This is a genomic window from Arthrobacter sp. Soil763 (assembly GCF_001428365.1).
Lineage (GTDB): Bacteria > Actinomycetota > Actinomycetes > Actinomycetales > Micrococcaceae > Arthrobacter.
In genome coordinates, this window is sequence record NZ_LMSH01000001.1 from 449,204 (window position 1) to 472,901 (window position 23,698).

The 23,698-nt window shown below is 69.3% G+C and carries 22 protein-coding genes; 9 read left to right on the plus strand and 13 right to left on the minus strand.

Annotation, left to right across the window (positions count from 1 at the left end; translation table 11 throughout):
- The first annotated feature begins 62 nt into the window (after window positions 1-62).
- Both ASG71_RS02090 and ASG71_RS02095 read left to right on the plus strand, forming a co-directional pair.
- Window positions 63-1,388: a carboxylesterase family protein gene (locus ASG71_RS02090; RefSeq protein WP_056736595.1), complete on the plus strand. Its 1,326-nt coding sequence runs from the start codon at window positions 63-65 to the stop codon at window positions 1,386-1,388.
- Between the two features lie 2 nt (window positions 1,389-1,390).
- Window positions 1,391-2,146: a DUF429 domain-containing protein gene (locus ASG71_RS02095; RefSeq protein WP_056736597.1), complete on the plus strand. Its 756-nt coding sequence runs from the start codon at window positions 1,391-1,393 to the stop codon at window positions 2,144-2,146.
- 24 nt (window positions 2,147-2,170) lie between these two features.
- On the opposite strand, the gene ASG71_RS02100 is transcribed toward ASG71_RS02095, so the two are convergent.
- Window positions 2,171-4,627 (minus strand): phosphoketolase, encoded by a 2,457-nt coding sequence (locus tag ASG71_RS02100; RefSeq protein ID WP_082574827.1) that lies wholly within the window; start codon window positions 4,625-4,627, stop codon window positions 2,171-2,173.
- 183 nt (window positions 4,628-4,810) lie between these two features.
- Here ASG71_RS02100 and ASG71_RS02105 point away from each other — a divergent pair, with 183 nt between their 5' ends.
- Entirely contained in the window at window positions 4,811-5,410 is a 600-nt protein-coding gene (locus ASG71_RS02105; protein WP_056736600.1) for a MarR family transcriptional regulator, read from the plus strand.
- Here the strand turns inward: ASG71_RS02105 and ASG71_RS02110 are convergent.
- Together ASG71_RS02110 and serS are read right to left on the minus strand one after the other, a co-directional pair.
- Window positions 5,407-6,255 carry an HAD family hydrolase gene (locus tag ASG71_RS02110; protein ID WP_056736602.1) on the minus strand — a complete coding sequence of 283 codons (849 nt, stop codon included), beginning with the start codon at window positions 6,253-6,255 and terminating at the stop codon, window positions 5,407-5,409. The genes ASG71_RS02105 and ASG71_RS02110 overlap by 4 nt on opposite strands.
- Before the next feature lie 92 nt (window positions 6,256-6,347).
- The gene (gene serS / locus ASG71_RS02115; RefSeq protein ID WP_056736604.1) at window positions 6,348-7,628 is read right to left on the minus strand and encodes a serine--tRNA ligase; all 1,281 of its coding nucleotides are present in this window, start codon (window positions 7,626-7,628) and stop codon (window positions 6,348-6,350) included.
- A gap of 78 nt (window positions 7,629-7,706) precedes the next feature.
- Between serS and ASG71_RS02120 the strand changes: the two genes are divergently transcribed.
- Window positions 7,707-8,804: a diacylglycerol/lipid kinase family protein gene (locus tag ASG71_RS02120; RefSeq protein WP_056736606.1), complete on the plus strand. Its 1,098-nt coding sequence runs from the start codon at window positions 7,707-7,709 to the stop codon at window positions 8,802-8,804.
- Here ASG71_RS02120 and ASG71_RS02125 read toward each other — a convergent pair.
- The 3 genes from ASG71_RS02125 to ASG71_RS02135 form a co-directional block, all read right to left on the minus strand.
- Window positions 8,801-9,016: a hypothetical protein gene (locus tag ASG71_RS02125; protein ID WP_056736607.1), complete on the minus strand. Its 216-nt coding sequence runs from the start codon at window positions 9,014-9,016 to the stop codon at window positions 8,801-8,803. The two genes, ASG71_RS02120 and ASG71_RS02125, sit on opposite strands and share 4 nt — an antisense overlap.
- Window positions 9,017-9,110: 94 nt before the next feature.
- On the minus strand, window positions 9,111-10,091 hold the full coding sequence (pheA, locus tag ASG71_RS02130; protein WP_056736610.1) for a prephenate dehydratase: 981 nt from the start codon (window positions 10,089-10,091) through the stop codon (window positions 9,111-9,113).
- Between the two features lie 15 nt (window positions 10,092-10,106).
- The gene (locus ASG71_RS02135) at window positions 10,107-10,433 is read right to left on the minus strand and encodes a rhodanese-like domain-containing protein (RefSeq protein WP_056736611.1); all 327 of its coding nucleotides are present in this window, start codon (window positions 10,431-10,433) and stop codon (window positions 10,107-10,109) included.
- Between the two features lie 264 nt (window positions 10,434-10,697).
- Between ASG71_RS02135 and ASG71_RS02140 the strand changes: the two genes are divergently transcribed.
- The 4 genes from ASG71_RS02140 to ASG71_RS02155 all read left to right on the plus strand — a co-directional run bounded on the left by ASG71_RS02140 (window position 10,698) and on the right by ASG71_RS02155 (window position 15,913).
- Window positions 10,698-12,173, plus strand: a complete 1,476-nt coding sequence (locus ASG71_RS02140; RefSeq protein ID WP_056736613.1) for an amidase — start codon at window positions 10,698-10,700, stop codon at window positions 12,171-12,173.
- A gap of 120 nt (window positions 12,174-12,293) precedes the next feature.
- A complete protein-coding gene (locus ASG71_RS02145; RefSeq protein ID WP_056736615.1) occupies window positions 12,294-13,406 on the plus strand; it encodes an alcohol dehydrogenase catalytic domain-containing protein in 1,113 nt (370 codons plus the stop codon).
- Between the two features lie 168 nt (window positions 13,407-13,574).
- Window positions 13,575-15,044 carry a peptide MFS transporter gene (locus ASG71_RS02150; RefSeq protein WP_056736616.1) on the plus strand — a complete coding sequence of 490 codons (1,470 nt, stop codon included), beginning with the start codon at window positions 13,575-13,577 and terminating at the stop codon, window positions 15,042-15,044.
- Window positions 15,045-15,049: 5 nt separating this feature from the next.
- Entirely contained in the window at window positions 15,050-15,913 is an 864-nt protein-coding gene (locus tag ASG71_RS02155; protein WP_082574753.1) for a phosphotransferase, read from the plus strand.
- On the opposite strand, the gene ASG71_RS02160 is transcribed toward ASG71_RS02155, so the two are convergent.
- Window positions 15,903-16,436: a DUF4190 domain-containing protein gene (locus ASG71_RS02160; protein ID WP_056736618.1), complete on the minus strand. Its 534-nt coding sequence runs from the start codon at window positions 16,434-16,436 to the stop codon at window positions 15,903-15,905. The genes ASG71_RS02155 and ASG71_RS02160 overlap by 11 nt on opposite strands.
- A gap of 132 nt (window positions 16,437-16,568) precedes the next feature.
- On the opposite strand from ASG71_RS02160, the gene pgm reads away from it, so the two are divergent.
- A complete protein-coding gene (pgm, locus tag ASG71_RS02165) occupies window positions 16,569-18,242 on the plus strand; it encodes a phosphoglucomutase (alpha-D-glucose-1,6-bisphosphate-dependent) (protein WP_056736620.1) in 1,674 nt (557 codons plus the stop codon).
- Between the two features lie 75 nt (window positions 18,243-18,317).
- On the opposite strand, the gene ASG71_RS02170 is transcribed toward pgm, so the two are convergent.
- The 6 genes from ASG71_RS02170 to ASG71_RS02195 form a co-directional block, all read right to left on the minus strand.
- Window positions 18,318-19,484 carry a GGDEF domain-containing protein gene (locus ASG71_RS02170; RefSeq protein ID WP_056736623.1) on the minus strand — a complete coding sequence of 389 codons (1,167 nt, stop codon included), beginning with the start codon at window positions 19,482-19,484 and terminating at the stop codon, window positions 18,318-18,320.
- A gap of 104 nt (window positions 19,485-19,588) precedes the next feature.
- Entirely contained in the window at window positions 19,589-20,131 is a 543-nt protein-coding gene (locus ASG71_RS02175) for a 2'-5' RNA ligase family protein (RefSeq protein ID WP_056736625.1), read from the minus strand.
- Window positions 20,132-20,179: 48 nt separating this feature from the next.
- Window positions 20,180-20,785 carry a malonic semialdehyde reductase gene (locus ASG71_RS02180; RefSeq protein ID WP_056736627.1) on the minus strand — a complete coding sequence of 202 codons (606 nt, stop codon included), beginning with the start codon at window positions 20,783-20,785 and terminating at the stop codon, window positions 20,180-20,182.
- A 156-nt stretch (window positions 20,786-20,941) separates the two neighbouring features.
- The gene (locus ASG71_RS02185; RefSeq protein WP_056736629.1) at window positions 20,942-21,718 is read right to left on the minus strand and encodes an amino acid ABC transporter ATP-binding protein; all 777 of its coding nucleotides are present in this window, start codon (window positions 21,716-21,718) and stop codon (window positions 20,942-20,944) included.
- The gene (locus tag ASG71_RS02190) at window positions 21,715-22,707 is read right to left on the minus strand and encodes an amino acid ABC transporter permease (RefSeq protein ID WP_082574755.1); all 993 of its coding nucleotides are present in this window, start codon (window positions 22,705-22,707) and stop codon (window positions 21,715-21,717) included. The genes ASG71_RS02185 and ASG71_RS02190 overlap by 4 nt, the downstream gene beginning before the upstream one ends.
- A 9-nt stretch (window positions 22,708-22,716) precedes the next feature.
- Window positions 22,717-23,694: an ABC transporter substrate-binding protein gene (locus ASG71_RS02195; protein ID WP_056736631.1), complete on the minus strand. Its 978-nt coding sequence runs from the start codon at window positions 23,692-23,694 to the stop codon at window positions 22,717-22,719.
- Window positions 23,695-23,698: the final 4 nt, after the last annotated feature.

Consider the following 23,698-nt stretch of genomic DNA (forward strand, 5'->3'; position numbering starts at 1 on the left):
GCCTCAAGTGTACGTTCGCGCTTTGCCAGCCGCGGGTCAGGAAAATGTGAAATCGTTGATCCGTGAATCCCGAACCAAGTTTTAGCCCGCCCTGCGGCCCGGTCACCGGATGGCGGGACGGCGACGTCGTGCGGGCCACCGGGATCCCGTACGCCACCGCCGCGAGGTTTCGGCCGCCGGCCCCGGCGCCAGACCGGACCGAGACCCTCGCAGCCACGTCACTTGCCCCCGCCTGCCCGCAGGCGCCGGTGCCGTTCCTCGACGACATCCTGGGCACCCGCTACGGGGAGCTTCCGGGCAGCGAGGACTGCCAGCGGCTCTCCATCACCCTGCCGGCGGGCCTGCGCGCGGACGAACGCGTCCCGGTCATGGTGTGGCTGCACGGCGGCTCCTACACCTCCGGTTCCGGCGACCTGGCGATCTTCGACCCCAAGGCCCTGGTGAGCGAAAACCGCGTCATCGTGGTGTCCGTGACCTACCGGCTGGGCCTGTTCGGCTACCTGTCCACGGCCTCCGGCCGCCCGGCCAACCTTGGCCTGCTGGACCAGCTCGAGGCGTTCCGCTGGGTGCAGCGCAACATCGGCGCCTTCGGCGGCGACCCGGGACGGGTCACCGCGTTCGGGCAGTCCGCAGGCGGCGACGCCGTCGCCCACCTGATGGCGACGCCGGAGGCGCCCGCCCTGTTCCAACGGGCCATCATCCAGAGCGCACCTCTCGGCATCACCCGCGGCCGGGAGAAGATGAGCCGCGCCATGGGCGCCGCGGCGGAAGCCGTCACCGAGGACACCCCGGCGATGGAAGTGGTCGACGCCGAGGAGCGGGTCTCCCAGGCGGCCCGGAAGTTCGGCCTGATCGCGGCCATGCCGTTCGGCATCCAGTACGGGCATGCGCCCCTGCCGCCGGAGTCCGGCATTGATGACGCCTGGGACGCCACCGCCCCCGGGATCGAGGTGCTGATCGGGCACACCTCGGAGGAGGCCCGGATGTTCCTGCCCCGCAACCGCGTCCTGAGCCGTGTGGCCGCGGTCCCGGTCCTCGGACCCGCCGTCGTCAGTGCCGTCAGCCGGGCGGTGACCGAGGCAGTGTACGGCCGGGCGGCCAGGCAGTTCGCGCGGCGCCACGTGAAGGCCGGCGGCCGGGCCCACAGCTACGTGCTCTCCTGGGCTGCGCCGGGAAACAGGTACGGCGCCGCGCACACCGTGGACCTGCCCCTGCTCTTCGGAGACGAGCGGACCTGGGCCGGGGCGGGGCTGCTGGACGGGGCCAGCTGGGAGGACATCAACGTCCCCGGCAAGGCACTGCGCGCCCTCTGGGCCCGTTTCGCGTCCGGCGAGGGCCTCGACGACGACGGCGGGATCCCCGGCGCGCTCCGCTACCGCGGGGTCTGAGCATGCGGACCCTCGGGGTGGACCTGGCCGCGGCCACGAAGAAGACCGCGACCGCCGTCGTCGAATGGGACAACGGATCCGCCCGCCTGGCGCAGCTGGAGCTCGGCGTCGACGACGCCGGGATCGTGCGCCTCTTCGGCAGCTGCGAGATGACCGGGATCGACTGCGCCGTGGGCTGGCCGGACGCGTTCCTGCCCTTCATCGCCGGCCACCTCGCCGGGGACGCGCACCCTGTGCTGGAGTACGACGGCCTCGAGGGCCGAAGGCTGCTCGCCTACCGGGACACCGACCGGTTCGTCACGGCCCGGACCGGGCTGATTCCGCTGAGCGTCTCGGCCGACCGGCTGGCCCACCCGGCCATGCGGTGCGCCGTCATCCAGGCCAAGATCGCCGCGGACTTCGGACCCCAGGCCAGGGACGGCAGCGGCCGGCTGGCGGAGGTCTACCCGGCGGCGTCGCTGAAGTCCTGGGGCCTGCCGGCCCGCGGCTACAAGGGCCGCGGCGGGACGGAAGCGCAGCGGCTGGGCGACCTCGTGGGCGCACTGCAGCAGGCGGCGCCCTGGCTGGACCTGGCCGGCCACGAGGACCGGCTGGCCGGAAGCGATGACCTGTTCGACGCCCTCATCGCGTCCCTGACCGCCCGCGCGGTGGCCCTTGGCCGGACCCTGCGCCCGGACGCGGGCCACGCCCGGGCCGCCCGCTCGGAGGGCTGGATCCACCTGCCCCTCGGCGGGCTGGCCGCACTTCCCGGCCGCTGACCCCGCTGCCGCGAATCAGAACAGCTAGCCGGCTCCGAGGGTCCAGCCGCTGATTTCCTTCGCGTCCTCGCCGTACTCCCGGGTGTGGTTGTGCGCCCGGATTCGGCGGTCCTGCAGCGACTGGCGCAGCAGGGAGTGCCGCTCAGCCAGCCCCGGCACGCGGTCGATCGCGTCGATGGCGAGCTGGAACCGGTCGATCCCGTTGAGCATCGCCATGTCGAACGGCGTCGTGGTGGTGCCCTCTTCCTTGTAGCCGCGCACGTGCAGGCCCTCCTGGTTGGTACGGCGGTAGGCCAGCCGGTGGATCAGCGACGGGTAGCCGTGGTAGGCGAAAATGATCGGTTTGTCGGCAGTGAAGATGCCGTCGAAGTCACGGGACGACAGGCCGTGCGGGTGTTCGGCCGCGTCCTGCAGCCGCATCAGGTCCACCACGTTCACCACCCGGATCTTCAGCCCGGGCGCCCCTTCCCTGAGCAGTTCGGCCGCCGCCACGGTCTCCACCGTGGGCACGTCGCCCGCGCACGCCAGGACGACGTCGGGCTCCTCGCCGGGGACCTCGGAGCCGGCGAATTCCCAGATCCCCAGGCCCCGCCGGCAGTGGTGCGCCGCCTCCGCCGGTCCCAGCCAGGTGGGCGAGGGCTGTTTACCGCTGACGACGATGTTGACGTAGTCCCGGGAGCCCAGGCAGTGCTCCATGACCGAGAGCAGGGTGTTCGCATCCGGCGGCAGGTAGACCCGGATGACCTCGGCCTTCTTGTTCACGGCATGGTCGATGAAGCCTGGGTCCTGGTGCGAGAAGCCGTTGTGGTCCTGCTGCCAGACGTGCGAGGAGAGCACGTAGTTCAGCGACGCGACAGGCTGGCGCCACGGCAGTTCGCGGTGCACCTTGAGCCACTTGGCGTGCTGGTTGAACATCGAATCGACGATGTGGATGAAGGCTTCGTAGCAGCTGAAAACCCCGTGCCGGCCGGTCAGCAGGTAGCCCTCCAGCCAGCCCTGACAGAGGTGTTCGCTGAGCACTTCCATGACGCGGCCGGCGCGGGCGAGGTGCTCGTCGACCTGCTCGATCCGGTACTGCCAGACCTTGTCGGTGACCTCGTAAACGTCCTGCAGCCGGTTCGACGCCGTCTCGTCCGGGCCGAAAAGGCGGAAAGTCTCGGGGTTGAGCGCTATCACGTCCCGCAGCCAGCCGCCGAGGGTGACCATGGCGCTGACCCGTTCCCGGCCGGGTTCGGCGACGGCGACGGCGTGGTCGGCGTAGCGCGGGAGCCGCAGGTCGCGCAGCAGGACGCCGCCGTTGGCGTGCGGGGTGGCGCTCATCCGCAGGTCCCCGTCGGGGGCGTTGGCGGCGACGTCGGACCGGAGCCGGCCGCTGTCGTCGAAGAGCTCAGCCGGGCGGTAGGACTCAAGCCAGCGGCCCAGTTGCGCCAGGTGCTCGGGGTTGGTCCGCACCTCCGCGAGGGGCACCTGGTGGCTGCGCCAGGTGCCTTCGACCTGCAGGCCGTCGACGGTCTGCGGACCCGTCCAGCCCTTCGGCGAACGGAGCACGATCATCGGCCACGCCGCGGCGGGCGCGTCCCCGTCGGTCCCGTCACCGGCTGGCGTGGCGGCCCGGTGGGCCGCCTGGATGGCGCGGATGTCCGCCAGGCACTGGTCGAGGACGGCGGCGAAGTCCCGGTGGGCCGCCGCGGTGTCTTCCGGGTCGGCGACGGTCACGAAGTACGGCGTGTGCCCGTAGCCGCGCAGCAGCTGCTCCAGCTGGGCTTCGGGCATGCGCGCCAGGATGGTGGGGTTGGCGATCTTGTAGCCGTTCAGGTGCAGGATCGGCAGCACGGCGCCGTCCGCGGCGGGATCTAGGAAGTTGTGCGAGTGCCAGCTCGCCGCCAGCGGTCCGGTCTCCGCTTCGCCGTCGCCGATGACGACGGCGGTGACCAGCTGCGGGTTGTCGAACACGGTGCCGTAGGCGTGCGCCAGCGAGTAGCCGAGTTCACCGCCCTCGTTGATGGACCCCGGGGTCTCGGGGGCGGCATGGCTGGGGATGCCGCCGGGGTAGGAGAACTGGCGGAACAACGCGGAAAGGCCGTCGGCGTCAGGGCCGACGTTGCTGTAGATCTCCGAATAGGTTCCCTCGAGCCAGGCGTTGGCCACCACCGCGGGACCGCCGTGGCCGGGGCCGGCGACGAACAGCATCTCCTGCGAATCCCGGCGGATCACCCGGTTCAGGTGGGAGTAGATGAAGTTCAGCCCCGGCGTGGTGCCCCAGTGGCCCAGCAGCCGGGACTTGGTGTCCTCGGCCCGTAGCGGTTCGCGCAGCAGCGGGTTGTCGCGGAGGTAGATCTGGCCCACGGACAGGTAGTTCGCGGCCCGCCACCACCGGTCCACCAGGTCGAGCTCGGACGCGCCCGCAGGCTCCGCGGCACTCCGCGGTTCGGTGGCCGTGCCTGCCGTCCGGTCCGTACCCTGTTCCAACCCATCAGCCATGAAGGTGCTCCGCCCGGTCTGTGCCGCCGTCGGCAGCGTCAACCTCCATCGCAACATCTGCCGGGGTCCCGGGACAAGCCCGCCGCGCCTACAGGCGCCCCGGAGGCGGCCGGCGTCGGCGCGGTTTCTCGCCCGGAGCCCGCACTTGCCCTGCGTTTACAAGGCGGTAGTGTGGCATCCAGTATGTTCACGCTGACCATCAACCAAACCGACAGCCGGCGCGACGGCGACCGTGTGCCGCAGCTCCTCAAGGACCTGCGGCACATTCCTGCGCGCCTGGACTTCGACCGCTCGGTCGAAGACGAGGTCCAAGGCATCGTGGACTGCCCGCGCCAGGCGGTGGACGCGGCCCTGATCGCGCTGCGGAGCGGGGCCTGGTACGTCGGGATCGGCGTCGGCCCGGTGAACGAGCCGCTGCCCAACCAGATCAAGGACGCTTCCGGCCACGGCCTGGTGTATGCCCGGCGTGCCGTGGACCGGCTGCGCAACAGCAAGGAGCGGATCCCGGTGGCGGTGGAGGGCCCGTTCTCTGACCTGGCCGCGGAGGCGGAGGCCGTCCTGCGGCTGCTGGGTCACATCGTGCACGACCGAAGCGCGGCCGAGTGGCGTGTGCTGGACCTGCTCACCCCCGGGGTCCGCGGGCAGCAGAAAGCCGTGGCCGCGGAACTCGGCATCACCACCCAGGCGGTCAGCAAGGCCGTCGCCCGGGCCCAATGGAACGAGGAGCACGCGGCGCGGCCGGCCGCGGCAAGGCTGCTGGCCCTGATCCTCGAGGTCCGCTAGCGCAGGATGCTGCGCAGCACGTGCGCGGCGCCGTCGTCGAACACCGAGTGGGTGACCTCGTCGGCGGCGGCGATCACCTCGGCCGGCGCCTGTCCCATGGCGACGCCGCGGCGGGCCCAGGTGAGCATCTCGATGTCGTTGCGGCCGTCGCCGACCGCCACCGTGCGGTGCGCCTCGATGCTGAGCCGCCCGCGCAGCTGTTCGAGGGCGCTGGCCTTGGTGACGCCAGCGGCGGCGATGTCCAGCCAGGCTGTCCAGCCCACCGAATAGGTCACGCCGGCGAGGCCGACGTGCCGGATGGCGGCGTTGAACTCCTCCGGGGTGTTGTCCGAGCTGAAGACGACTACGCGCACGGCGGTGGCCTCCAGCATGGTCTGGAAGTCGACGCCGATCGCCTCGACGCCGAAGCTGGCATCCTGGAAGCGTTCGGTGGACAGGAAGTTGCCGTCCTCGTCCTCCAGCGCGTACTTCGCCGCGGGCAGGCGCTTGCGCAGGGCCCGCAGCGCGGGGCCGGGATCGAAGGTGGCCTTGTGCAGCACCTGGTAGCCGTCGGCGAGGCCGGAATCAATGCGCAGGGTCACGCCGCCGTTGGAGCACACGGCGTAGCCGTTTTCGATGCCGATGTGCTCGATGATGGGCAGCGTCGCGTTGAGCGAGCGGCCGGTCGCAATCATCACCTCGTGCCCGGCGGCCACGACCGCCTGGGCGGCCTCCCGCACGGGAACGGACATGTGCCCGTCGTGGTCGACGAGGGTACCGTCGACGTCCAGGGCGATCATCATTTTTTCGTTTGCACTTCGCTGGTCATCGTTGCCAGCGACTGAGGCTTCAGTCAATGTAGTCATCCCACAAGTAGAGCAGACACCGCCGACAGCTGCTAGGACGCGCGCCACAGCGCGGTATGAAGCTCCGGTGAACAGCTGCCGGCGGCGGGTGGTTAGAGAACGGGCAGGACGGTCATCCCGCCGAGGTACTTCTGCAGCGCCGCCGGGACGTTGACCGAACCGTCGGCGTTCTGGTGGTGCTCCAGGAGAGCCACGATCCAGCGGGTCGTGGCCAGGGTGCCGTTGAGCGTCGCAACTGCGCGGGTGCCCTTCGGTGCGCCGTCCTCGGCCACCACGCGTTCGCGGATGTTGAGCCGGCGGGCCTGGAAGGTGGTGCAGTTGGACGTGGAGGTCAGCTCACGGTAGGCGCCCTGGGTGGGAACCCAGGCCTCGCAGTCGAACTTCCGCGCCGCCGAGGTGCCAAGGTCCCCAGCAGCGGTGTCGATGACCCGGTAGGGAAGCTCGCACTTGGCCAGCATCTCCTCTTCCCAGGCCAGCAGGCGGGCGTGCTCGGCGGCAGCTTCCTCGACCGTGGTGTAGATGAACATCTCGACCTTGTTGAACTGGTGCACGCGGATGATCCCGCGGGTGTCCTTGCCGTGCGAGCCGGCCTCGCGGCGGTAGCAGGAGCTCTGGCCGGCGTAGCGGACCGGTCCGGCGCTCAGGTCCAGGATTTCGTCGGCGTGATAGCCGGCAAGTGCCACCTCGGAGGTGCCCACAAGGTACAGGTCATCTTCGGCCAGGCGGTAGATCTCGGCGTCGTGCTTGACGTCGAAACCGGTGCCCTGCATGGTTTCCGGGCGGACCAGCGTCGGCGTGATCATCGGGATGAAGCCGGCGTCGATGGCCTGGTCCATGGCCATCTGCAGCAGCGCCATCTCCAGCCGGGCGCCCACGCCGCGCAGGAAGTAGAAGCGCGAGCCGGAGACCTTGGCGCCGCGTTCCATGTCGATCGCGCCGATCAGCTCGCCGATCTCCAGGTGGTCCCTGGGCTCGAAGTCGGGGAACTCGCGGGGCGCCCCCACCGTCTTAAGCACGACGTAGTCGTCCTCGCCGCCCGCCGGCACGCCTTCTTCGACCAGGTTGGGGATGCCGCGCAGCAGTTCCTCCTGGGCCGCCTGGGCGACGTCGGCCTCGGCGGAGGCCTCCTTCACGGACGCGGCAAGGACCTTGACCTCGGCGAGCAGGGCCTGCTTTTCCTCGCCCTTGGCCTGCGCGACCTTCTTGCCGAAAGCGTTCTGCTCCGCGCGCAGGTTTTCGTAGCGGATCAGGGCCGCACGCCGGGACGCGTCCGCGGCGATGATCGCGTCCACCACGGATTCGTCGGCGCCGCGGGCGCGCTGGCTGGCACGGAACTTGTCCGGATTTTCGCTGAGGTCTTTTACGTCGATCACCTGATAAGGGTATCGAATCCGGGGGCCGCCCTCCGGCAGTCCTGCCGCGTCCCGCCTGCGGGATAGTGTTGGACCAACATGAGCGACTGGCTGCTGTACCTCGTCATCGCTGGAGTCCTGGTTTTTGCCCTCTCCAGCTGGTGGGGTGTGCGCCGGTTGAAGGCCCGCCACATGCGCAGCGCCGTCTGGGAAGAGACGCACAACCCCGGGCTGGCCAAGCAGCGGGTCGCGGTGGTGCTGAACCCGATCAAGTCACGGTCCGCCGAGGCGCGCGCGCTGGTCGAGAGCGCCTGCCTCGCGGCCGGCTGGGAGGCGCCGCGCTTTTTCGAGACGACGGCTGAGGACCCCGGTTTTTCCCAGGCCCGCGCGGCGGTGGAGTACGGCGCCGACGTCGTCCTGGTGGGCGGCGGCGACGGTACGGTGCGGGTGGTGGCCGACGTCCTGGCGCACACGGACACGGCCATGGGACTGCTTCCATTGGGCACGGGGAACCTGCTGGCCCGCAACGTCCACCTCGACATCGGGGACCTGCACGGCTGCGTGGAAATCGCACTGTTCGGTCACCAGCGCTTCATCGACACCGCCCGCATGACGGTGGAGAACACCCGCACCGGCCAGAGCGCGGAGCACGCCTTCCTGGTGATCGCCGGCATCGGCATGGACGCCGAGGTGGTCAGCGACACCAATGACGGGCTCAAGAAAGCCGTGGGCTGGCTGGCCTACACCGAAGCCGGCGTCCGGCACCTGCCCGGCCGGCGCAAACGGGTCTCCATCGCGCTGGACGACCAGCCGGAACAGACCCGGAAGATCCGCAGCGTCTTGTTCGCCAACTGCGGCCTGATCCCCGGCGGCATCGATTTTATCCCGCAGGCCATGATCGACGACGGCATGCTGGATGTGGTGGTGATGAGCCCGCGCAGCGCGATCGGCTGGCTGGCGATGTACTGGAAGATTGTGCTCAAACACAAGCGGAACCTGCCCGTGATGACGTATTACCGTTCCCGCAAGATCGTGATCAAGTGCGCCGAACCCATGCCGACCCAGATCGACGGTGACCCGTCGGGCGAAGCGACGACGGTCACCGTCCGGGTGGCCCCGCGGTCCCTCCTGGTCAGGGTGAAGGAAGACTCCGCACGCGTTGACGCTGCGCGGGCCGGCGGGGCCACCGGCGCCTAGCTGGCTTCCTTCTTGGCTTCTTCTGCCTTCTTGGCGTCCGCCGCGGCCTTGGCGGCGCGGGCTTCCGATTGCTCGCGGATCATCGCCTGCTCCTCCTCGAAGCGCAGGCGGTCCGCACGGTCGGCGTCGTCGCCGTCCCAGTCCTGGTTCTCAGCGGTCGGCTTGGGATTCACAATCATTCCCTGGCCGTCATTCTCCGTGCTGTCTGACATCGACCTGCTCCCTCCGGTAGAGGACTACCCCAATATGGATCAGGCAAGCATACGCCTGAATCCACGGGGCGGAAGTGCAGGATGTGGCGTGTGCCTACGCTGTGGGCGAAGCCTCGGGCTTGTAGTCCTGGACCACGGATGCCCCCGAGAGTATGTCCTGGACCCAGGCATGCGCGGCGCGGAATGCCTGGTCGGAGGTATGCGGGGCCACGGAGGTCCGCTGACCGTCGGCCCGGCCGTAGGAGCCGAGGAACCGGGTAGCGGGGCTGATCCGGTGCAGTCCGGCGAGGGCGTCGGCAACCCGGGCGTCCCCGACGTGCCCGTCGGCGTCGATGCTGAAGAAGTAGTGGCCCAGGTACTGCCCGGTGGGCCGGGATTCGATCCGGCTCAGGTTCACGCCGCGGGTGGCGAACTGGTCCAGGATTTCCATCAGTGCGCCGGGGCGGTCCTCCGGCAGCGGCACCACGACCGTGGTCTTGTCCGCGCCGGTCGGTTCCGGCAGTTCACCGGGTCGCCCGACGAGAACGAAGCGGGTCACGGCTCCCGGGTTGTCGCCGATGTTTTCAGCCAGCACGGCCAGGCCGTCCTGCTCGGTGGCGACGATCGGTGCGCAGATGGCGGCGTCGTAGTGCGGTTCCGGCTCCAGCAGGCCGAGTGCCGCAGCCGCGGTCGAGGAACCCGGGATATATTCCGCATTCGGAATATGCTGGTCCACCCAGAGGCGGCACTGCGCCCAGGCGTGGCCGTGGGTCGAGATCCGGCGGATGTCCTCAATCCGGACCCCGGGCCGGGCGACCAGCACGAAGCTGATGGGCACCAGGGCCTCGCGCAGGATCCGCAGCTCCGGACCGGTAGCGATCGCGTCGAGGGTCGCCGTCACCCCGCCCTCCACCGAATTCTCGATCGGGACCATGGCGGCATCGGCCGAGCCGTCGCGGACCTTCTCCAGGGCCGTGTTGACGTTCGAAGCGGGGACGCGCGTGGCGTCCCGGGCGCCGGGCACCTGCATCAGGGCGGCCTCGGTGAAGGTGCCTTCGGGGCCGAGGAAGGTGTAGGTGACAGGTGAGGCGGGCATCGGGTGTTCCTTCGGTTACAGAATGACGGGCTTGAGCCCGTTGTCGGACACGAGCGGCAGGCCGTTCTCGAGCCACTGGTCCATGCCGCCGGCGACATTGAGGGCGGAATAGCCGTTGCCGACCAGCCACTGCGCGGCGCGGAAGGACCGTCCGCCGGTGCGGCAGATGATGTAGAGGTCCTCGTCCGGGTCCAGTTCCCCCAGCCGGGCCGGGAGCTGGTCGAGGGGGATGTGCACGGCGTGCTCGGCGTGCCCGGCGGCCCACTCGTAGTCCTCGCGCACGTCCAGGAGGCGTGCCCCCTCGGGAATGTCGGAAACGGTCACGGTCTCGATGTCACTCATGGTCGTCCTCTCCGCAGAAACCAGCTCTGCCACCAGCGTATCCCCAGCCCCGCGAAGCGCAGCCCCGACGGGCGGCAGGTTACGCTTCTGCTGACCGCAAAGGAGACCCATGCCCGCTGCACGGCCAGCCCACCGAGCATGCCCGTTCCCCCGGGCCGGAGGATGGGCATAATGCTGACCTGCCCACTCCCCGCGCCGACCACTGGGCATGTCCGTCGCGGGAGGCTGCCCGGCGCGGCGCGGGACAGCGGGGGTTGCTGACCCGTGGCTGAAATCCACGACCTGTCCGCCGTCGCCCTGCGGGATGCCCTGCGCAGCGGCGAGCTCTCCGCCCGGCAGGCCGCCGAGCACTTCCTGGACCGCATCACCGGGCAGAATCCGCACCTTGGCGCGTTCATCACCATCACGGCCGACAAGGCCCTCAGCGACGCCGACGCCGCGGACAGCCGCTTCGCCAGCCGCCCGCGCTCCGGCCGGTGCGAGTCCCTGCCGCCGCTGCACGGCATGCCGGTCGCGTTCAAGGACCTGACCGACGTCGCCGGGGTCATCACGACGCACGGGAGCGCCGCTATCGAACACCGCCCGGCAGCGGCCGACGGTACGCTGGCCGCCACCCTCAAGGCTGCCGGCGTCGTCTCCCTGGGCAAGACGCAGGTTCCCGAGTTCGGGCTGACGGCCTACAGCGAGAACCGGATTGCGCCTCCGTCGCGGAATCCCTGGGCACTGAGCCGGAGTTCCGGCGGCTCCTCGGGCGGAAGCGCCGCCGCTGTGGCCGCAGGGCTGCTGCCCTTCGCTCCTGGCTCCGACGGCGGGGGCTTCATCCGTATTCCGGCCGCCGCCTGCGGGCTGGTGGGACTGAAGCCGGGCCGCGGACTCATCCCGTCCGGGGAAAGCACCGGCGATCCGGCCAGGCTGGTTGTCGCCGGGCCGCTGGCCCGCTCGGCGGCGGACGCGGCGCTGATGCTCGACGCGCTGGTCCCGCCCGGAACAGCCGCCGGACCACCCACTGGAACAGCCGCCGGGACGGCCACGCCGCGGCCGGAGAGCTACCTCCGGCTGGCCGCGCAGGAGCCGCCGCGGCTGCGGATCGGAATCAGCCTGGACAGCCCCTGGCAGGCAGTTTTTCCGTTCACGCCGGAGCCCGAGGCCCTCGACGCTCTCCGCGCCGGCGTCGCCCTGTTGGAGGCCGCCGGGCATGAGACCGGTGAGGCGCGGATCCGTTACGACAACCGCTACGCGGCCGCCTTCACCACCGCCTGGACCGCCGGCGTCGGCAGTGCCCGCATCCTGCCGCACCGCGAGGCGCTCCTGACCCCGCTGACCCGGACCTTCCGGCAGCGGGCGCGGCAGCGCGGACCGGCCAGGCTGGCGGAGGCCCTCGCCTTCCTCCGGCAGTTCGAACGGGACACGGTTGCCCAGTTCAGCGCGTGGGACCTGATCCTCACCCCGTCGCTGGCCCAGACCCCGCGCCCGGTGGGCTGGTTCACCGGCGGCGCGCACGGCGACGGCTACTGGCCCGCCGCTGAACGGACTACCGACGCCGACGAGGACTACCGCAAACAATGCGAGTTCGCCCCGTGGTCCTCGCCGGTCAACGTCTGCGGACTGCCGGCCATCAGCATCCCGGTCCACTGGACCGGAGGGGCGCCCGGGACCGGCCTGCCGATGGGGATCCAGCTTGTCGGGCCGTTGGGGTCGGAGGCGCTGCTGCTGCAGGTGGCCGGGCAACTTGGCTTCTAACAGCCGGTCAGCAGCGCCCGGCTTCCCGGCCGGCCCGCCAGCAGCCGGCGTAAATTTCCGCGGCCGGGCGCGCCTGCGGTTTACTAATGCCACATGCGGTCAACGACACGAGAGGGATCAATGAAGATCACCGGCGCAGTGCTTGAGGAAATCGGCAGGCCACGGCCGTTCGCGGAATCCAAACCGATCAGCATCACGGAACTGGAGCTCTCCGGCCCCGGGCCCACCGAGCTACTGGTCCGTCTCGAGGCCGCAGGCATCTGCCACTCGGACCTGAGCGTGGTCGATGGCAACCGGGTGCGGCCGGTGCCCATGCTGCTCGGCCACGAAGCCGCCGGACGCGTCGTCGAGGTCGGGTCGGAGGTCACGGACCTTGAGCCCGGACAGCGGGTGGTCATGTCCTTCCTGCCGCGTTGCGAGCAGTGCGCCAACTGCGCCGCCGACGGCCGGCTGCCCTGCACCGCCGGCTCCAAAAGCAACGGCGAGGGCACCCTGCTGCACGGCTCCATGCATCTGAGCCGCGGCGGCGAACAGGTCTACCACCACCTCGGCGTCTCCGGCTTCGCGAGCCACGCCGTCGTGGACCGAGCCTCGGCAGTCGCGGTCGACGACGACATCCCGCCGGAGGTCGCCGCCGTTCTGGGCTGCGCGGTCCTGACCGGCGGGGGCGCGGTGCTGAACGCCGCCCGGCCCCGGCCCGAAGACAGCATCATGATCGTCGGGCTCGGCGGCGTCGGCATGGCCGCGCTGATCACCGCCGTCGCGCAGGGGATCTCGCGGATCGTGGCGGTGGACACCCTCGCGGAGAAGCTGGACCACGCCCGCCGGCTCGGCGCGCACGAGGCGTACACCCCGCAGGAAGTGGCCGAGGAGGGCGTCAAGGCCCGGTTCGTGGTGGAGTGCGCCGGCAGCGCCCGGGCCTTTGAGACCGCCTTCGCCGCGACCGACGTCGGCGGCACCACCGTCACGGCCGGCCTGCCCTCACCGGACGCCCGCGCGCAGCTCTCCCCGCTGACCATCACCGCGGAGGCACGCACAATCATCGGCAGCTACCTCGGCTCGGCGGTGCCGTCCCGGGACATCCCCAAGTATGCCCAGCTCTGGCGGGAGGGCAAGCTGCCGGTGGAAGAGCTCATCTCCTCCCGGATCGCCCTGACGGACATCAACCAGGCCATGGACCAACTCGCGGACGGCAAGGCGGTCCGGCAGGTCATCATGTTCGACGGCGACTAGCTCCACGCGCCCGTTGCTCTCTCACTTATGGCTGTTAAACCGGGGGTATGGCAGCCATAAGTGATAGAGCAACTGGGGAGGAAGCGGGGCGCGAAACACCTCCGGATTGACTTGCCCCGGGGCGCCGCGGATGTGACAATCGCGCGCCCCGGTGTCAGCATTAAGTAAATGAGCACAACTCATTTAGCCGATCCCCCCGCTACAACGCCGGGCGATACCTCGTTCTTTGGCCACCCAAAGATGCTGGCCAGCCTCTTCTCCGTAGAGATGTGGGAGCGCTTCTCCTTCTACGGGATGCAGGGCATCCTCCTCTACTACATGTACTTCACGGCCGCTGAAGGCGGCCTTGAAATCGACAAGGCCCTTGCCGCCAGCCTGGTCGGCGCGTACGGCGGCGGCGTCTACCTGTCGACCATCCTCGGCGCCTGGCTCGCGGACCGGCTCTTCGGCTCGGAGCGGGTGCTCTTCGGCTCCGCCATCATGATCATGGCCGGTCACATCGCACTGGCCCTGGTCCCGGGAATCCCCGGCCTGATCGCGGGTCTGGTCCTGGTCGGCGTCGGCTCCGGCGGCCTGAAAGCCAACGCCACTGCCCTGGTCGGCACCCTGTACCGCGAAAAGGACGAACGCCGCGACGCCGGCTTCTCCATCTTCTACATGGGCATCAACGCCGGCGCCCTGATCGGGCCGCTGGTCACCGGCTGGTTGCAGGAGAGCCAGGGCTTCCACTGGGGCTTCGGCGCGGCCGCCGTCGGCATGGCCGTGGGACTGGTCATCTACGCCCTGGGACGCAACAAGCTCCCCGCGGACGCCCAGCGGGTACCCAACCCGCTGCCCGCCGCTGCCCGGACCCGCTACGGCCTGATCTTCGCCGCCATCGCCGCGGCCGTCGCCGTGCTGCTCGCCACCGGCGCCGTCAACGCCGAGAACCTCGCCATGTCCATGGCCTACGCCGCCATCGGCGCGTCCGTGCTGTACTTCGTCCTGATCTTCAGCAGCAAGAAGGTCACCGCCACGGAGCGGAGCCGGGTCACGGCGTTCATCCCGCTGTACATCGCCTCCGCCGCCTTCTGGGCGCTCTTCCAGCAGCAGTTCACCTTCATCGCCGTGTACTCGGAGGAGAAGCTGGACCGGAACCTGTTCGGCTGGGAGATGCCGGCCGCCTGGGTGCAGTCGATCAACCCGGTCTTCATCATCATCTTCGCCGGCATCATGGCCGCCCTCTGGACCCGGCTGGGCCGCCGGCAGCCGGGCTCGGCGCTGAAGTTCTCGATCGGACTGTTCGTGATGGGGCTGGCGTTCCTGGCCTTCATCCCGCTGGCCGGCGAGGGGAAGACTCCGTTGCTGGCACTGGTGGGCATCCTGCTGCTGTTCACGCTCGCGGAACTGTTCCTCTCCCCCATCGGCCTGTCCGTGACCACCAAGCTCGCGCCCAAGGCGTTCCACACCCAGATGGTTGCGTTGTTCTTCCTCTCGGTGTCGCTGGGCACCACGCTGGCCGGCATTCTCTCGGGCCTCTACCACCCCGACGACGAACTGCCGTACTTCATCGGCGTCGGCGGTACCGCCATGCTGCTGGCCGTCGGGCTGGCCGCGGCCTCGCCCGCCATCAAGAAGCTCATGGGCGGCGTACGCTGAGCTGAATGAGCACCCGATATCGCCCGCCGGTTGAGGCGCGCGTCTACGTCCCCGCCCCCGGCGAGGCGTCCGACGTCGAACTTCTGCCGGCGGGCGATGTCACTGAAGGTGTGGTGCGGGTTGGCGGGACCGTCCGCCGCCCGCACCAGCCGCAAAGCCTTGCCGTCGCGGAGTACCTCGACTGGCTCGAGGACGCTCGCTTTGACGGCTCACCGCGGTACCTCGGACGGGACGCGCAGGGCCGGGACGTGCTGACCTTCATGGCCGGCGGATGCGCCGGGCCGGTGCCCGAGCCCTGGGTGCAGTCCGAGGACCTGCTGGCCTCCGTGGCCCGGCTGGTCCGCCGGTTGCACGCCGCCTCGGCGGGCTACGTGCCGCGCGAGCATCCGTTCCCGGAGCGGGCTCCCCTGCCGCAGGCGGGGGCGCTGCCTGGCCCCGGGAAGCTGGTCTGCCATCTGGACGTCACGCCGCAGAACGTCGTCGTGCGGGACGGCGCCGCCGTCGGGCTGATCGATTTCGACCTCGCGGGCCCTGCCACGGCGCTCCGGGATTCCTACAACGCCGCCATGCACTGGGCGCCGCTGCGCGACCCGGCCGATGCGTGGCCCGGGTGGGAGGGCGTGGACCCCTGCCGGCGGTTGCGGATCTTCGCCGACGCCTACGGCTGGGACGACGAGGAACGACGCCGGATTCCGGGCTTCGGCATCGAGGCCGCGGGCGTGAGCTACGAACGGATGCGGCACAACGCCGAGGTCCTTGGTGGAGGCTGGGCGCGGATGTGGGCCGACGGCGTCGGCGGACTCATCCTGCGCCGGCGCGATTGGCTCGAAGCCAATGCGGGGCGGCTGGTCCGGGCTCTTACCGGCTGATGAACTCCGCGTTGGCGAACGCGACCCCGAGCACGACGATGACCAGCACGGTGATCGCCAACGCCGCGTAGCCCAGGACCAGCCCGGCAATGGCCAGGCCTCTCCCGCCCGGTTCCCGGGTCAGCGCGAGGTGCCCCAGGACCACGGCGGCCAACTGGGGGAGCAGGAAGAAACCGAAGCCCATGAAGGCAGCAATGCCGCAGCACAGGCTCGCGATGCTCAGCCCCTTCGGCGCCGCCGGCACTCCGTAGTAGTTCGGCTGGCCGTAGGCGTCGGCGTACGGCCCGGGGACCTGCGGCCCGGCATGGGGTCCGGCAGGCTGTCCGTAGCCGTACCCGCCGGGGGCCTGGCCGAACGGCTGCTGCCCGAGGTGCGGTGCGGAGGGCGGCAGCGGCGGCACGTGACCGTCAGCCCTGTAGCTCGGTCCGTAGCCTGATCCGTGGGTGGACCCGTACGGCGGATTCCACGACGGCTGGCTCCTGCGGCGCGCGTCGTCGTCCCCGGTCCCGGGCTGTTCGGTCATGGCTTATCCCCTCTGGCGTATGTTCCTCCAGATTACCGCCGCACCCCGGCCCGGACGGGTCGCGTCACGTCACAGCCGCCGGATTCGACCTAAAACATGTTGCCGGGCAGTGCCGTCTGGCATGCTGGAGCCATGGCTAGCCGCGCGGGCACAGTTGCCCAACCCCAAGACCTTGTTGACCTCACTGCGCTCCTGGACGCGTACTACGACGTCGCCCCGGACCTGGACGACCCGGGCCAGCGGGTGGCGTTCGGCACGTCCGGGCACCGGGGATCGAGCCTCAAGGCCTCGTTCAACGAACCCCACATCCTGGCGATCACGCAGGCCATCGTGGAGTACCGCGCGGGCCAGGGAATCACCGGTCCGCTGTACTTGGCCAAAGACACCCACGCCTTGAGCGAGCCGGCCCAGAATTCGGCGCTGGAGGTCCTCGCCGCAAACGGCGTGAACGTCCTGATTGACGCCCGCCACGGCTACACGCCCACTCCGGCCCTGAGCCACGCCATCCTGACCCACAACAACAACTCCCCTTCGGGCGCACCCCAGGCGGACGGCATCGTGGTGACCCCCAGCCACAACCCGCCAGGGGATGGCGGCTTCAAGTACAACCCGCCGCACGGCGGCCCGGCAGACACCGACGCCACCGGCTGGATCGCCAACCGGGCCAACGAACTGCTCGAAAACGGGCTGCGCGGGGTCAAGCGGATCCCGATCGCCGAGGCGATGGCGGCCGGCACCACCGGGAAGTTCGACTTCCTCTCCAGCTATGTCGACGACCTGCCCTCGGTCCTGGATCTGAACGCGATCCGCGAAGCCGGCGTCCGCATCGGCGCGGACCCGATGGGCGGCGCCTCGGTGGACTACTGGGGTGAAATCGCCGAACGCCACCACCTCAACCTCACGGTCGTGAACCCCACCGTGGACCCGCAGTGGGCGTTCATGACGCTGGACTGGGACGAGAAGATCAGGATGGATTGCTCCTCGCCGTCGGCGATGGCGTCCCTGATCAGCCGGATGAGCGCCGGCGCGGACGGCTCCGCACCGTTCGATGTCGCCACCGGCAACGACGCCGACGCCGACCGGCACGGGATCGTCACCCCTGTTGTTGATGGACACGGCGGGCTGATGAACCCGAACCACTACCTCGCCGTCGCCATCGACTACCTGTACCGGCACCGCAGCGGGTGGAACCCGCAGTCCGTGATCGGCAAGACTCTGGTCTCGTCCTCAATGATCGACCGCGTGGCCGAGAGCCTGGGCCGGAAACTGGTCGAGGTTCCGGTCGGCTTCAAGTGGTTCGTCCCCGGCCTGCTCTCCGGCGAGGGTGCCTTCGGCGGCGAGGAGTCCGCGGGTGCCTCGTTCAACAAGAAAGACGGCAGTGTCTGGACGACCGACAAGGACGGCATCCTGCTGGCACTGCTGGCCTCCGAGATCACCGCCGTGACGGGCAAGTCCCCCTCGCAGCTGTACAAGGGCCTGACCGACAAGTTCGGCGACCCCGCCTACGCGCGCATCGACGCCGCCGCGACGCGGGAGCAGAAGGCGGCCCTCGGAAAGCTCTCGCCGTCGGACGTCACCGCGACCGAACTGGCCGGCGAAGCGATCACCGCCAAGCTCACCGAGGCGCCGGGGAACGGTGCGGCGATCGGCGGACTCAAGGTTGTCACCGAGAACGCCTGGTTCGCGGCCCGTCCGTCCGGCACCGAGGACGTCTACAAGATCTACGCCGAATCCTTCAAGGGCGCAGAGCACCTCAAGCAGGTCCAGGCCGAGGCGAAGGCCCTGGTGGACGGCGTCATTTCCTAGCAGCGCAGGCCGGGCCCGGTGCGGGCCCGGCCGGCAACGCTGGCAGGATCGGGCCCGGCCCCGCCGGCCCGCGGCTCAGGCGGTCTGCTCTTCCTTGATACTGCCGGCAAACACGGCCCGGTCCCGGCCCTCCGTCTTCGCCCGGTAAAGGGCAGCGTCCGCCTCGGCAATAAGGGCTGTGAGGTCAGCGCGGCCGGGACCGGTCGAGGCGATGCCGTAGCTGACGGTGGGCAGCCGGGCTTCCACTGTCGGCTGGGCCGCCTGCAGCCGGCGGCTGATGGTTGCGGCCATCTCTCCGGCCCGTTCGGGACTGACGCCGGGAAGGAGCAGGATGAATTCCTCGCCGCCGTAGCGTCCGACCAGGTCGGTGGAGCGGACGGAGGTCGTGCAGGCGGCGGCGAACGCCTGGAGCGCCTCATCTCCGGCCGCGTGTCCGTACTGGTCGTTGACGGCCTTGAAGTGGTCCAGATCCGCCAGGACCAGCGCGGCGTTGGTCCGGGAACCGCCCAGCCGCCGTAATTCGTTGGCGGCCAGGTCCACGAAGGCCGTGCGGTTGAGGAGCCCGGTGAGTCCGTCCACCGTGGCGCGTGCCCGCAGGTCCCGGGTCAGCTGTTCGTAGCTGAGCTCGGCCATGGTGAAGGACGCGAGCACCAGGATCATCGCGGTGAGCAGCGTCGTCACCACGGAACCGAAGTAGGCCTCGAACACCGGGCCGTCGGGGCCGTCAAGGAGGAAGGCGACCAGGCGGCCGACGTAAAACAAGGTGAGCATGCCTGAGCCGTAGGCCAGGGGCCGGTGCACCCGTGAGTAGTCGACGTCGAGCACGAAGAGTTCCCGGGATGAGAGGCCGAGCATGAGGGCCATCATCCCCAGCAGGACCGGCCCGCCGGACCAGTTGTTGGTTGCCGGGTGGTCCAGCATCGAGACAACGCCCGTGACTACCGGGCCGGCCAGCAGGTATTGCAGCCTGGGGCTTGGCCGGCGCAGCGAGCGCGCCCCGGCCCACATGGCACCGGCACCGCCGACCAGCAGGATGTTGCCCAGTGGATTGGCCCAGACCTGGTGCTCGGTGCCGTCCAGCAGGTAGGACGCGGAGCCGGTCAGGAAAAGCAGCAGGGCCGAGCACCACCAGCCGCTGAACGGCGAACGGGTCCGGCGGTAGGTGATGAAGTAGAAGAGGCCCAGCAGCGTAAGCGTCACCACGGCGAGGGCAACTCGCAGGGTGGAAGTGTCAAGCATCATTCCGTGGTTCCCCCCGCACGCACCTCATGACCCCCAGGTTTCGGCGGTGTCCGCCTCAGTTTGACCCCAGTATGGCACCTCGGCGGTTAAATGAAGAGGTTCATTCACAATGTGGCGTCCCAGAGCCTGAGCACCCGGCGCGTCGCGTGCCCGCCGTCGGGCGCCATGTCCACCAAGGCGATGCGGTCCAGTGCCAGCTGCTCGCCCGCACGAAGCGCTTTGCCGGGCCGGTGGGAGACGTGGGGACGGTAGCCGGTTCCGGTGTAGCCGGGGGTGGAAATCCGGCCCGGCAGGGACCGTGCCGCTTCGACCAGCGCCTCGTGAAGGGCCTGCAGCGCCGGGCTGGGTTCGACCAGGCTGACCGGGATGGTGCCGCGCCGGCCAAAGCCCGCCTCGGCCCCGATCGTCACGGCGCTGCCCAGCGCCGCGCCGATCGGAGCGTCCATCAGACCGGCCACCCGGGCGGCCAGCGGGTCCCCGTCGCCGGGCGGCTGCTCGACGGCGTCGCCGGGCGGGCCGCCGTCGCCGAGTGGCTGGTCGACGACGTCGAACTTCACCAACGTAATGTGCAGCGGCCAGTCCTCGCGCGGGAATTCCATACCCGCGGTGACTGGCTCAAGGAAAGCGACCACGATCAGGTTCCGCATGGGCCCAGTCTGCCACTGGCCTCCGACACGGGGCCGCGTACCCGGCAGCTAGACGGTGCGGACCACGTCTTCGTACGCGAACTTCGGCTTCGGGTCGCCCCAGGCGTTCTCGGCGGGCTGGCCGATGTTGACCACCATGAAGCTCTTCTGGTCGCCGGCCGGGAAGAAGTCCGCGTCGATCTTCGCGAAGTCGGCACCTGTCATGGGGCCGGCGGCGAGTCCCAGCGACCGGACGGCGAGGATGAAGTAGCCGGCCTGCAGGTGGGCGTTGTTGTTGCCGGTGACGGCGGCGAGGTCCGGAGCGGCGTCGTACATGGCCTTCGGCGCGTTGTAGCCGGGCAGGAACGCGTCCCACTGCTCGTGCCAGGCGGTATCGGTGCTGAGGATGGCGACCAGCGGAGCGGAAGCTGTCTTGGCACGGTTCCCGGCGGACAGCGCGTCCACGAGCGTGGCGCGGGCCTCGTCAGAGCGGACGTAGGTGACGCGCAACGGCTGCGAGTTGAAAGCGGTGGGGCCGAACTTGGTCAGCTCGTAGATGGCGCGGGCCTGCTCCTCGGTGACTTCGCCGGTGAAGGCGTTGGCCGTGCGCGCCTGCGCAAAGATGGCGTCCACCGCGGCGGAGTCGATTACTGCTTCTTCATGGGCGATCGTCATTCGCGTCCCTTTCGCTGGGCTCGCCCCCTGCCGGGGCGCTGCTGCTGTCACCGGATTTAACCGGCGGACGGCGCGGCAGCTTCCCCCGCCCGGGGTGACGTCGGCCACGTTGCCCTGGGAACCTGGGAACCCTGGGAACGGGGCGGCCGCCTGCGGCTACAGGACTTTCGCCAGGAAAGCCTTGGTCCGGTCCCGCTGCGGATTGGCCAGCACTTCCGCGGGCGTGCCCGATTCGACAATGACACCGGCGTCGAAGAAGTGGACGGTGTTCGCCACTTCGCGTGCGAAGCCCATCTCATGGGTCACGACGACCATGGTCATGCCCGCCCGGGCCAGCGCCTTCATGGCCTCCAGGACCTCGTCGACCAGCTCGGGATCCAGCGCGGACGTGGGCTCGTCGAAGAGCATGATTTCCGGGTCCATGGCGAGCGCGCGGGCGATGGCGACGCGCTGCTGCTGCCCGCCGGACAGCTGATGCGGGCGCTTGTGGGCGTGTTCGGCCAGACCCACCTTCGCCAGTTCCTCCAGGGCCCGGGCACGCGCGGCGGACTTGGAGAGCCCCTTCACCTCGGTCAGGGCGCAGGCAACGTTCTCCTCGGCGTTGAGATGGCCGAAGAGGTTGAACCGCTGGAACACCATTCCGATCCGGGATCGGAACGCGGCGAACTGGCGGGTGTTCCATTCGTAGTAGCGGCCGTCGCGGTATTCGTAGCCGACGTGCTGCCCTTCCACCAGGAGGGTTCCGTCGTCGTACGTTTCCAGCGCGTTGAGGCACCGCAGGAAGGTGGACTTGCCGGATCCGGAGGGCCCGACAATGCAGCTGACCTCGCCGGCGGCGACGGTGAAGTCCACGCCGGCGAGGACCTGGTGCGAGCCGAAGGACTTCGTGACCCCGTGCGAGGCAACGTGGAGTTGGCGGGTTTCGGTGGTCATGAGAGGTCCTTTCCAGCTGCGGCGACGTCGTCTGCGGGGCGGCGGGGGTGTGCCGCGGCGCTGGGTGTTCCGGTGACTTTCCTGAGCAGGAAGCCGGGTTTGCGCACCAGCCGCACCGCATCGGCCCCGAATCGGGCTTCCAGTTTGGTCTGGAAGTACGTGGCGACCGCGGTCATCAGCATGTACCAGAGGGAGGCGACGATCAGCAGCTCCATGATCAGGTTGTTCTGCTTGTAAATCTGGCTGGCGTTCGTCATCAGGTCGTTGCCGGCCACAACGTAGACCAGGGAGGTGGTCTTCAGCATGGAGATGAACTCGTTGCCGGTGGGCGGGATGATGATGCGCAGGGCCTGCGGCAGCACGATTTTCCGCATCCGCTTGCCGGGAGTCATGCCGAGTGCGTAGGCGGCCTCGGTCTGTCCGGCGTCCACCGCCTGGATTCCGGCGCGCACCGTTTCGGCGAAGTAGGCGGCCAGGTTCAGCCCCAGGCCCAGCAGCGCGGCGTTGAAGCCGGTCATGACGTCGTTGGTGTTCCACATGTACCCGATGTTGGTGAAGGGGATCTGGATCACCAGCGAAGGAAAGAGGAATGCCAGGTTGTACCAGAAGATCAGTTGCACCAGGACCGGAGTGCCGCGGAAGAACCAGATGTACAGGGTGGACAGCCAGTTCAGGACCGGGTTGTGGGCCAGTTTCATGATGGCGAGGATGATGCCGAGGACCAGGCCCAGCAACGTGGCGAGCACGGAAATCATCAGCGTGACCCAGAGTCCGTCGAGGATCTTGGGGAAGAAGAGATACTCCGCCACCTTGTTCCAGCGGATGTTGGGATTGGTGGCCAGACTCATTCCCAGCCAGGCGAAGGCTAGGATCGCCAGCGCCCCGACGACCCACCGTCCGCGGTGGCGCAGCGGGACCACGGGGATTGCTGTTCCGTCGGGCCCGCTCAGTTGCGTCGGCTTGTTATGTCGTCGGGGCGCTTGGTTCATCGGGGGTCCTTATTTGCCGTCGTTGATGGTGGCCGTGTCGATGGCCATCTTCTCCACGTTCCATGCTTTCAGGATTTTGGCGTAGCTGCCGTCAGTCATCAGTTCCTGGAGGGCTTTCTGCATGGCGCTGATCAGTTCCTTATTGTCCTGCTTCATCGCAATGCCCCAGGGGCTCTCGTCGCCCTCGATGGCCACGGCTTCAAGCGTGCCTTCGGACGTCTGGGCGCGGTAGGCCGCCACGGGGTAGTCATTAATGCCTGCGTCGGCGCGGTTGTTGCGGACCTGCAGGATGGCGTCCTGATCGCCGGCGAACTTGAGGATCTTCAGCCCTTCCTTGCCGGCGGCCTTGCAGTCCTTGTCGAATCCCTCGGCGAGGGCCAGGGAGGATCCGTTGTCGACGACGGCGACCGTCTTGCCGCACGCGGTCATGGGATCGCCCAGTCCCGCCGGGTTGCCCTTCTTGACCACCCAGCCGTTGCCTGCCTTGACGTAGTCGACAAAGGTCACCGTCTGGCGCCGCTGTTCGTTGTCCGTCATCGAGGACATGATCATGTCGTAACGGCCGGTGGTGACGCCCGGGATCTGGGAGTTGAAGTCCTCGTTGTTGATGCTGATCGTCACTCCGAGCTTGTTGGCAATGGCCCGTCCGAGGGAGGGGTCCACGCCGATGAGGGTCTTGCCGTCTTTGGCGAAGAGCTCCATGGGCGGGTAACCCTCGGAGGTGGTCATCTTCAGGCCCTCGCTCCGCACGGATTCGGGCAGGGCAGCGGTCAGGTCGGCGTTGGCTTTGATGCCGTCAATGACCGACTTGGCCTGGTCCTCCTCCGGAGCCGGCGTGGCGGTAAAGGATGAATCCTTGGCTGCGCCGCTGCTGTTGTTGGCCGAGGAGAGCGACTGTCCGCCGCACGCCGTGGTCGCGAGCAGGGTCAGCGCCGCGGCAGAGGCCAGCGCACCGGAGCGGAAGGTACGGAGTTTTGAGGTGTTCATGCGT